The organism is Bradyrhizobium sp. Leo170 (assembly GCF_004296405.1).
Lineage (GTDB): Bacteria > Pseudomonadota > Alphaproteobacteria > Rhizobiales > Xanthobacteraceae > Bradyrhizobium.
Map to the genome: position 1 here is coordinate 1 of NZ_PSRR01000333.1, position 9,671 is coordinate 9,671.

General features: G+C 63.7%; 8 protein-coding genes. 1 reads left to right on the top strand and 7 read right to left on the bottom strand.

Annotation, left to right across the window (positions count from 1 at the left end):
- From CWO89_RS35530 to CWO89_RS35560, 7 genes are all read right to left on the bottom strand, one after another.
- Positions 1-1,239, bottom strand: a 1,239-nt coding sequence (locus CWO89_RS35530) for a M16 family metallopeptidase (protein ID WP_165421460.1), incomplete at its 3' end; no start/stop codon positions are given.
- Positions 1,240-1,298: 59 nt separating this feature from the next.
- Complete coding sequence (locus tag CWO89_RS35535) at positions 1,299-2,687, bottom strand: M16 family metallopeptidase (protein ID WP_130583084.1); 1,389 nt, start codon at positions 2,685-2,687, stop codon at positions 1,299-1,301.
- Between the two features lie 103 nt (positions 2,688-2,790).
- Positions 2,791-3,504, bottom strand: a complete 714-nt coding sequence (locus tag CWO89_RS35540) for a hypothetical protein (RefSeq protein WP_130583085.1) — start codon at positions 3,502-3,504, stop codon at positions 2,791-2,793.
- A 101-nt stretch (positions 3,505-3,605) separates the two neighbouring features.
- Positions 3,606-4,103 carry a signal peptidase II gene (lspA, locus tag CWO89_RS35545; RefSeq protein WP_130583086.1) on the bottom strand — a complete coding sequence of 166 codons (498 nt, stop codon included), beginning with the start codon at positions 4,101-4,103 and terminating at the stop codon, positions 3,606-3,608.
- A 9-nt stretch (positions 4,104-4,112) separates the two neighbouring features.
- The gene (ileS, locus tag CWO89_RS35550) at positions 4,113-7,112 is read right to left on the bottom strand and encodes an isoleucine--tRNA ligase (protein ID WP_130583087.1); all 3,000 of its coding nucleotides are present in this window, start codon (positions 7,110-7,112) and stop codon (positions 4,113-4,115) included.
- A 198-nt stretch (positions 7,113-7,310) separates the two neighbouring features.
- Positions 7,311-7,862 (bottom strand): sugar O-acetyltransferase, encoded by a 552-nt coding sequence (locus tag CWO89_RS35555; RefSeq protein ID WP_130583088.1) that lies wholly within the window; start codon positions 7,860-7,862, stop codon positions 7,311-7,313.
- On the bottom strand, positions 7,859-8,830 hold the full coding sequence (locus CWO89_RS35560) for a bifunctional riboflavin kinase/FAD synthetase (RefSeq protein WP_130583089.1): 972 nt from the start codon (positions 8,828-8,830) through the stop codon (positions 7,859-7,861). The genes CWO89_RS35555 and CWO89_RS35560 overlap by 4 nt, the downstream gene beginning before the upstream one ends.
- 357 nt (positions 8,831-9,187) lie before the next feature.
- Here CWO89_RS35560 and CWO89_RS35565 point away from each other — a divergent pair, with 357 nt between their 5' ends.
- Entirely contained in the window at positions 9,188-9,583 is a 396-nt protein-coding gene (locus CWO89_RS35565; protein ID WP_100419632.1) for a response regulator, read from the top strand.
- Positions 9,584-9,671: the final 88 nt, after the last annotated feature.

Below are 9,671 nucleotides of genomic sequence, written 5' to 3' on the forward strand. Positions count from 1 at the left end.
TGTGAGCAGGCCCTGGCCCCAGAGCCGCTGCGACACCTTGCGGGCGTCGTCCAGCGTCACCGCGTCGACGATGGCGTTGCGCTTCTCGATGTAGTCGATCGGCAGCTTGTCGGTCTGATACTGCAGCATCGCCTGCGCGAGCTTCGACGAGGTATCAAGCGCCAGCATCTGCGAACCCTTCAGGTACGACTTGGCTTCGTCGAGCTCCTTCTGGGTCGGGCCTTCCTCGGCCATGCGGCGGACTTCCTTCTCGATCGCGTCCACCGTTTCGCCGGCGCGATCGGCGCGGGTGCCGGTATTGCCGATGAACAGCGAGGAGTGCTCCATCCAGACCAGCGCTCCATAGACGGAATAAGCCAGCCCACGCTTCTCGCGCACTTCGCGGTAAAGCCGCGAGGACAATCCGCCGCCGCCGAGGATGTGGTTGACGACGTAGCCCGGCATGAAATCCGGCTCGTTGCGGCGGATGCCGGGGCCGCCGAAGGTCACGACCGTTTGCGGCACGTCGAGCGGAATGAGGGCGCGCTGCGGCGGCTTGGCCGCGACGATGTCGGCGACCGGCGTCAGCGTGGCCTTGGCCGGCAGCCCGCCAAAGGTCTTGTCGAGCAATTTGCCGAGCGTGTCCGGATCGACATCGCCGACCACGGCGACCTTGAGCGTGTCCTTGGCGAGCACGCGGCGGACATAGTCCTTGAGCTCGGCGATCTCGATCGTCGGCACGCTCTCGAGCGTGCCCTGGGCCCCCCGGCCGTAGGGATGGTCGCCGAACGCAACTTCGAGGAATTTACGGCCTGCAAGCGAGCTCGGGTTGGTGGATTCGCGGCGCAGGTTGGAGAGCACCTGCGCGCGGATGCGCTCGACATCGGGCGCCTCGAAGCGCGGCGAGGTCAGTGCTGAGCGCAACAGGTCGAAGGCCTCGTCCTTGTTGTCCTTGAGCATGCGCAGCGAGCCGCGGAAATTGTCGCGCTGCGAGGAAAAACTCAATTCGATGGCGCGGCGATCGAGCCGCTCATGAAAGGTCTTGGAATCGAGATCGCCGGAACCTTCGTCGAGCAGGTCGCCGACCAGATTGCCGACGCCGGGCTTGGCGGCGGGATCCTGGCTGGCGCCGCCGCCGAAGGCATATTCCATCGCAATCAGCGGCACGGTCGAATCCTGAACGAACCAGGCCTCGATGCCGCCGGGCGATACAAGACGCTGGATCTTGGTTGCGGCCTGCGACGGGCGCGACGCGAGCATCGTCGTCAGCGCGAGCGCGCTGCCGCCGACGAGGACCGAACGCCGAGTGAGAGAATAGGTCACGAGCGCTTCTCCTCGCGTTTGGGCGCAGTATCCTTGATCAAGTAACCGGTCACCGAACGTTTCTTGTCCAGCCAGTTTTGCGCGGCCTCGCGGACCTGTTCGGCGGTGACAGCGCGGATGCGCTCGGGCCAGCTCCTGATATCGTCGACGCTCAAACCCGTGGTGAGCGCGCCGCCATACCAGCGTGCCAGCATCGCCTGATTATCCTGCGCGTAGATCGATTCCGCGATCAACTGGGTCTTGACCCGCTCGAGGTCCTCGGCGCGCGGCGGGTTCCGCGCGATATCGGCAATGACCTTGTCGATGGCGTCCTCGATCTGCGCGAAGTCGACACCGGGCTTCGGCGTTGCGGCGATGACGAACTGCGAGGGGTCGAGCGCAGTGCCCTGGTAATTGGCGCCGGTCGAGATCGCGAGCTGACGGTCGATCACCAGCGAGCGGTAGAGATAGGAATTGGCGCCGCCGCCCATCAGTTGCGCGAGCACGTCGAGCGCGGGGCTTTCGCCCACCGCGGCGGTGGCGGCCGACGGGACCAGGTAGTAGCGGCGCATGGTCGGCTGTTCGACGCGCGGATCGGCCAGCGTCACCGTGCGCGGTGAGACCGGTATCGGCTCCTGTGGGCGCAGCCGTTTTGCGGGGATCGATTGCTGCGACGGGATGTCGGCGAAATTCTTCTCCACCATCGGGCGGATATCGCTCGCCTCGACGTCGCCGGCGATGATCAGGATCGCGTTGTTCGGCGCATAGAAGCGCTTGTAGAAGGCGAGCGCGTCCTCGCGGCCGAGCTTTTCGATTTCCTGGTGCCAGCCGATCACCGGACGGCCATAGGGGTGGTTCAGATAGAGCGCCGCCATGATCTGCTCGGTGAGCCGCGCATCCGGATTGTTGGCGACGCGCATGTTGTATTCTTCCAGCACGACGTCGCGCTCCGGCAGCACGTTCTCGTCCTGCAGGATCAGGCCGGTCATCCGGTCGGCCTCGAATTCCATCATCTTGCCGAGCTGCTCGCGCGGCACGCGCTGGAAATAGCCAGTGTAGTCGGTGGAGGTGAAGGCGTTCTCATTGCCGCCGACCCTGAGCACAGTCTGCGAGAATTCGCCGGCCGGATGCTTGGCCGTTCCCTTGAACATCAGGTGTTCGAGGAAATGCGCCAATCCCGATTTGCCGGGGGTCTCGTCGGCGGAGCCGACCCTGTACCACATCATCTGCGTCACAACCGGGGTGCGGTGATCGGGGATCACCACCACCTGCAGGCCGTTGTGCAGCGTGAAGCTGGCAGGGCGTTCCGAGGTGACCGTGGTCTGGGCAATGGCGCTGGAGGCGGAGAGGGAGGCCGTCGAAAGCAATCCGGCAAGAAGCGAAACCACAAGGCGGTGCTGGGACATCAGGACCTATCTAAAAAACCCGGAGCAACATTGCCCCGGGTATGCGCGCATCATATGGCGCGCGCAAAGCCGCCAACCTCACGAACGCGAGAGACGAGGTTAATTAATCGCCATACTTGCCCTGCGACGGGTTGTATTCCTTGTTGAGCGATTCCTTCGGGCCGGTGCCATAGGCGAAATTCGGCGACGGCGTCTGGTAGCCGGGCGGAGGCTGGGTCAGGGATTCCCGGGTCGGCTCGCTCTTGAAGGTGGCCGTCTCCGTCTTGCTGCCGCCGAACAGGCCGCTGAAGCCGCCCTCATAGCCGAGCTGTGACGGCGAGAGAATCGCGTTGGCGCCGGGGTTGCCGCCGGGCTGGTCGACCGACTCGCCGCCGCTGGACTTTTTGTCGCTCTTCTGAGCGAGCTCGCTCGGCGACAGGATGCGGCTGGCTTCGCGCGGATCCTTGTTCGTGTTCTTCCGCGCCGCGATTGCCGCCTTGCGGCGCGCCTCGTCGGGGTCCTTCGGCCAGTTCGGCACCTTGGCCTCGGCGGAAGCTGCCGGCGCGGGCAGGTTGAGGTTGGGGGGCACGACCAGCGGCGACCGCTCGCGATAGTCGATGCCGCGGTTTTCCATGTTGGTGCCGCCGAGGCCCTTCATGACGCCTTCGATGACCTTCTCCTCGAAGGTCTTGTCGTCCTCGTCGTCCCCATCGTCGCCGGCCCGTACGGGACCTGCGGCCATTACGAGGCCGACCGCGGCGAGCCGCAATCCGTGCATCAGCGCTTTCCAGGCAGTCGAGGTATCGGCTTGCGGAGCGTTGGCTTCAGTGTGGCGCATCGCGCTCTTCCCCACTCTTTAAATTCGCTAGGGCGGTCACCGGCTTAGGCACGGTTCCGCCCATGAAATCCTACCCGCTTGCAAAGCCGTATCGGCCGCGATCAGGGCGCTTTTGCGGCGGGTACCCCCAGAAAAGAATCATACAATAGTGCAGCTACCCCAGCAACGATGGCCACGTCCGCGAGGTTAAAGACGTACCAATTGAGGGTTTTTTCTCCGATCTGGATGTGAAACAGGGCGAAATCGACCACCGCACCATAGGCGAAGCGGTCGATGGCGTTGCCGATCGCGCCGCCGATGATCAGCCCGAGCGCAATTGTCGCAAGCAGGGTACGCGAGTACGCCATCCAGATCGCCAGCGCCACCACCGCGATCGCCTTGACCGCCATCAGCAGGAGCTGGGCCGTCGGGCTGTTACTCTGGAACCAGCCGAAGCTGATCCCGACGTTCCAGGCCAGCACCAGGTCAAAGAACGGCGTCACCTTCACCACGCTGCGCCGGGGAAGGTCGAACACGAACAGGAGCCAGAGCTTCGACGCCTGGTCGAGGATCAGCGTGGTGACGGCCGCGATGATGCCGGCGCGAAGGGGAGGGGTCATGCGGGCAAGTTACACGGCAACCCCGAGCGCCTTCCACTCCCGCAAGGCCTGCGCGTCGCGCGGGGAGACGTCGGGATATTCGGCGTCCTCGCCGACGGTGGGCAGGATCTTCCACGACCGCGCGCATTTGCGCCCGACCGCCTTCTCGACCACGACGGCGACGCCCGGCACCTCGTTGAGGCGGAACGCATGCTCCGGCGCATCCTGGTTGGTCACCATCGCGTTCGAGGTGATGCAGACTTCCGCAAGGTCGACGTTGAACAGCGTGTCGAGCATCTCCTGGTCGGAGACGTAGACCAGCGGCGAAGCTTCCAGCGACGAGCCGATGTTCTTGGCGGCACGCTCGATCTCGAGCGCGCCGGTGACGACGCGCCTGATGTCGCGGACGGTCTCCCATTTCGTGGCCAGGCGCTCGTCGCGGAATTTCTCCAGCCCCTCGGGGAACAGCGTCAGGTGCACGGAAGGTTCCGCATCGGGCCTGTACATCCGCCACGCCTCGTCGGCGGTGAAGCTCAACACCGGCGCCAGCCATTTCAGGATCGCATCGCAGATCATGTCGATCGTGGTTAGCGCCGCCTTCCGCGCGATCGAGGACGGCGGGTCGCAATAGAGCGTGTCCTTGCGAATGTCGAAATAGAACGCCGACAATTCCGTATTCATGAACGCGGCAAGGCTTGCGACCACGGTCTTGTAGTCGAATTCGGCGTAGGCCTTGCGGATGATCGCGGCCTGGCCGGCAAGCTCATGCAGCATCAGCCGCTCGAGCTCGGGCATCTCGCCATAGGCAACCTTCTCGCTCGGCTTGAAGTGATGCAGCGTGCCGAGCATCCAGCGCACCGTGTTGCGCAGCTTGCGATAGGTCTCGATGGTGTTCTTCAGGATTTCCGGGCCGATGCGCTGGTCGTCGGAATAGTCGGTCGCGCAGACCCACAGACGCAGGATGTCGGCGCCGGAATCCTTGATCACCTTCTGCGGCTCGACGGTGTTGCCGAGCGATTTCGACATCTTGCGGCCGTTCTCGTCCAGCGTGAAACCGTGGGTCAGCACGACGTCATACGGCGCGCGTCCCCGGGTGCCGCAGCTCTCGAGCAGCGAGGAATGAAACCAGCCGCGATGCTGGTCGCTTCCTTCCAGATACATCACGGTGTCGTTGCCGCCGTCGATCTTGCGCTTGATGCCGGCAAGGCCCGGGAAGTGCACGGGGTCTTCCAGCACGAAGGCGTGCGTCGAGCCGGAATCGAACCAGACGTCGAGGATGTCGTCGACTTTGTTCCAGTCCTCATTGGCGAGCTGTCCGAGGAAGCGCTCGCGCGCGCCATCGGCGTACCAGGCGTCGGCGCCTTCCTGCTCGAAGGCGTCAGCGATGCGCTGGTTGACCGCCTCGTCCCGCAGGATCTCGGCCGAGCCGTCACCCTTCTCGCGCACGAACACGGCGATCGGCACGCCCCAGGCGCGCTGGCGCGAGATCACCCAGTCGGGACGGTTGGCGATCATGCCGTTGATGCGGTTCTGGCCCGCCGGCGGCACCCATTGCGTCACCGAGATCGCCTGCAGCGCGCGGGCGCGCAGCGTGTCGCCGGGCTTTGCCTTGCCATCGTCCGCGATCGGCTTGTCCATCGCGATGAACCACTGCGGCGTGTTGCGGAAGATCACCGGTTTCTTCGAGCGCCAGGAGTGCGGATACTGATGTTTCAGCCGCCCACGCGCGAGCAGCATGCCGCGCTCGATCAGCGCCGCGATCACGGCCTCGTTGGCGTCGCCCTTCTGGCCCTCGTCGTTGATCACGCGCTTGCCTTCGAAGCCCGGGGCTTGATGAGTGAAGGCGCCGTTCTCGTCGACGGTATAGGGGATCGCGGTGTTGATGCCGCGCGCATCGAGCTCGCGCGTATTCGCTGTCCAGACATCGAAGTCTTCGCGGCCGTGGCTCGGCGCGGTATGCACGAAGCCGGTGCCGGTATCGTCGGTGACGTGATCGCCCGCAAGCAGAGGGACCGTGAATTCGTAGCCGCCGGCGAGGCCCTTGAGGGGATGCGCGGTTTCCACCGCGTCGAGCGTATCGCCCGGCAGATCGCGCACCTTCTCGTAAGCGGTGACGCGCGCCTGCTTGAACACGCTTTCCGCGAGCGCATCTGCGAGGATCAGGAGATCACCCGTCTTCGCCCAATTGTCGGCGGGCGCGTCGGTGACCTCATAGAGGCCATAGGCGATCTTCGGCGAGAAGCTGATGGCGCGGTTGCCGGGCAGCGTCCATGGCGTCGTGGTCCAGATCACGACGCTCGCCTTCGCCAGCACGCCATGCGCGGGCGAGGTGACCGGGAATTTCACCCACACCGTGTCTGAGGTGTAGTCCTCGTACTCGACTTCGGCCTCCGCCAGCGCGGTCTTCTCCACCACGCTCCACATCACCGGCTTGGAGCCGCGGTAGAGCGTGCCGTTGGCTGCGAACTTCATCAATTCGCGCGCGATCTGCGCCTCCGCGGGATAGGTCATCGTCTCATAGGGATGATCCCAGTCGCCGATCACGCCCAGCCGCTTGAACTCCTGCCGCTGCACGTTGATCCAGTGCGTCGCATAGGCGCGGCACTCTTTCCGGAACGCCACCATCGCCGCCGAGTCGCGGAAATCCGGCTTCTGCTTGCCCTTGGAGCGGTAGTTCTCCTCCTCGATCTTCCACTCGATCGGCAGGCCGTGACAGTCCCAGCCCGGCACGTAGTTGGAATCAAAGCCCAGCATCTGCTGGCTCTTGGTCACCACGTCCTTCAGGATCTTGTTCAGCGCGTGCCCGATATGGATGTTGCCATTGGCATAGGGCGGGCCGTCATGCAGCACGAACTTGGTGCGCCCTTTCGCGGATTGGCGCAGTTTGTCGTAGAGGTCGATCTCGTTCCAATATTTCAGGATTTCCGGCTCGCGCTGGGGCAGGCCGGCGCGCATCGGGAATTCGGTCTGCGGCAGGAACAGGGTCTTGGAATAGTCTTTGGCGTCGGACTTTTGCGGCTTTTCGGACATCGGACCAGGTTTGACTAGGATGGGCGCGTTTAGCGATCTATCGCGGGGGGAACATGAAAATCCCGGTCTCGCGCCGAGCCTTGAGAGCTCAGGCGGAAGCCGGGCCGCTAATGCCGATGATGCGCCGTATCAACATGGGGCCTTCCATAGCAGCCGGAGGGGGAAATCGCAAAGCCCGCCGCCAGCACGTCTGGGTTATCACGGACGGGGCCGGGCCGGGTTTCCGGTGACAATTTGGCCCGCGGCGACGTCGCGCGTGACCACGCTGCCGGCGCCGATCACCGCGTCGTCGCCGATCGAGACGCCCGGCAGGATGATGGCACCGCCTCCGATCCAGACATCGCGGCCGATCTGCACCGGTCGGCCGAATTCGAGGCCGGTGCGCCGGATCTCGGCATCGCGCGGATGGTCGGCGGCATAGATCTGCACCGCGGGCCCGATCTGGGTGCGGTCGCCGATAACGACCTCGACGATGTCGAGAATGACGCAGTTGAAGTTGAGGAAGACCTCCTCGCCCACATGAATGTTGTAGCCGTAGTCGCAGAAGAACGGCGGGCGGATCACCGCGCCCTTGCCGACATGGCCGAAATGTTCCGACAATAGCGCATGCCGTTCCGATGCCGGCGCGGCCAGGGCGGCGTTGTAGCGCGCGAGCCAGGCCTTGTTGGCGGCTGCATCGGCCTGAAGTTCCGGATCACCCGGACGATACAATTCGCCCGCCAGCATCTTCTGTTTTTCGGTCTTGCTCAATCGATCGCTCCGAGTTTCGGGAATGCCTCAGGGGCGGCGGCGAGTTGCGCCTTGGCGCGGGCGCTGTCGTCGTCCATCTGTCGGATCAACGCTTCAATGTTGTCGAATTTCAGCTCATCGCGGATGAAGCCGATGAAGGCGACGTCGAGCAAATTGCCGTAGAGATCGCCCTTGAAGTCGAACAGGAACACTTCAAGCAATGGCGCGCCATTGTCGAAAGTCGGGCGGCGGCCAAAACTGGCGACGCCGTCGATGCGTTCCGAATCACGTCCGACGCGCACCGCATAGATGCCGTGCTTCAGGCCGCAATTCTTGTCGAGGCGGATGTTGGCGGTGGGATAGCCGAGGTCGCGGCCGCGCTTCTCGCCATGGATCACCTCGCCGGTGACGAACCAGGGACTGCCCAGCATCGCGGTGGCGTCCGCGATCTGGCCTTCCGCGAGCGCCATGCGGATGGCGCTGGAGGAAACCGGCCGCTCCTCGATATCGACATGCGCCTGGACATCGATCTCGATGCCGAGCCGCGGCGCCTCGGCGACCAGGAGGCTCGGCGAGCCGACGCGGCCCTTGCCGAAATGGAAGTCGTAGCCGACCGCGATCCCGCTGATGCCGAGCCGTTCGATCAGGTCATGGTGGATGAAATCTTGCGCGCTGGTGCCGGCGCGGTTCTTGTCGAAGGTCATCACCACGGCGCCGGCAAGCCCGGTGCCTGCGAGCAGGCGCAGCTTGTTGGTTTCGTCGGTCAGGCGGAATTGCGGTGTATTCGAGCTGAAAAAGCTGCGCGGATGCGGCTCGAACGTCAGCGCCAGCGCAGGTTTCCCATGCGCCTTGCCCATTTGCAGGGCGGCCTCGATCACGGCGCGGTGGCCGAGATGGACGCCATCAAAATTGCCCATCGCCACCACGGCCCCTCTCGGGATCGCGCTCTGGGGGGTGTTGTCGCGGATAACGGTAAAACGAGTGGTCATTTTGGGTGCGATTCTTCAGGAATTCTTAAGCGCCGACGAGAGCATGATCCGGACCCGGAGGGCTGCGTTAGCGCAAAGTGGAGGCCGGATTTCAGAAAAGATCATGCTCAAACAAAGAGATGAGATCATGATCCGCTTCCTTCCAATCGGGTCATGATCGCGTGCGGCCGGACCGTGGCTTGCCGGGACTATCGAAGTCAAGCGGGCGAAAATCGGATCAAAACGGACACAATCCGCCCCAAGCCGGTTAACGCGCTGTTTAACGCATGATGCTACTGCTTCGGGCGAGGAATGCGGGTCGCACAGGCCTGTCGGTTTTTTCGCGCAAGCGTCAGTCGCGTGTTTGGGGGAGAGAAGATGGCGGTTGATTTGTCCATGTCGGTTCTGGTGGTTGATGACTACAGCACCATGATCCGCATCATCCGGAATCTTCTGAAACAACTCGGTTTCGAGAACATCGACGACGCGTCCGATGGCTCCGCGGCGCTGAACAAGATGCGCGGCAAGAAATATGGTCTCGTGATCTCCGACTGGAACATGGAGCCGATGACCGGCTACGACCTGCTCAAGGAAGTCCGCGCCGATCCCAACCTCGCCACCACGCCCTTCATCATGATCACGGCGGAATCCAAGACCGAGAACGTGATCGCGGCCAAGAAGGCCGGCGTGAACAATTACATCGTCAAGCCGTTCAACGCAGCGACGCTGAAGACCAAGATCGAGGCGGTCTTCCCTGACATGGCAACGGCGTAGAATTCCACCTCGCCCCGCCCTTGCGGGGAGAGGTCGGCGCGTAGCGCCGGGTGAGGGGACTCACCGCGAACTCACATCCATCCAATTT

What these genes read in the sequence shown, in the direction of transcription:
- CWO89_RS35535 (WP_130583084.1), bottom strand. Translation starts at nt 2,687, where the DNA reads ATGTCCCAGCACCGCCTTGTGGTTTCGCTTCTTGCCGGATTGCTTTCG.
- CWO89_RS35540 (WP_130583085.1), bottom strand. Translation starts at nt 3,504, where the DNA reads ATGCGCCACACTGAAGCCAACGCTCCGCAAGCCGATACCTCGACTGCC.
- lspA (WP_130583086.1), bottom strand. Translation starts at nt 4,103, where the DNA reads ATGACCCCTCCCCTTCGCGCCGGCATCATCGCGGCCGTCACCACGCTG.
- ileS (WP_130583087.1), bottom strand. Translation starts at nt 7,112, where the DNA reads ATGTCCGAAAAGCCGCAAAAGTCCGACGCCAAAGACTATTCCAAGACC.
- CWO89_RS35560 (WP_130583089.1), bottom strand. Translation starts at nt 8,830, where the DNA reads ATGACCACTCGTTTTACCGTTATCCGCGACAACACCCCCCAGAGCGCG.
- CWO89_RS35565 (WP_100419632.1), top strand. Translation starts at nt 9,188, where the DNA reads ATGGCGGTTGATTTGTCCATGTCGGTTCTGGTGGTTGATGACTACAGC.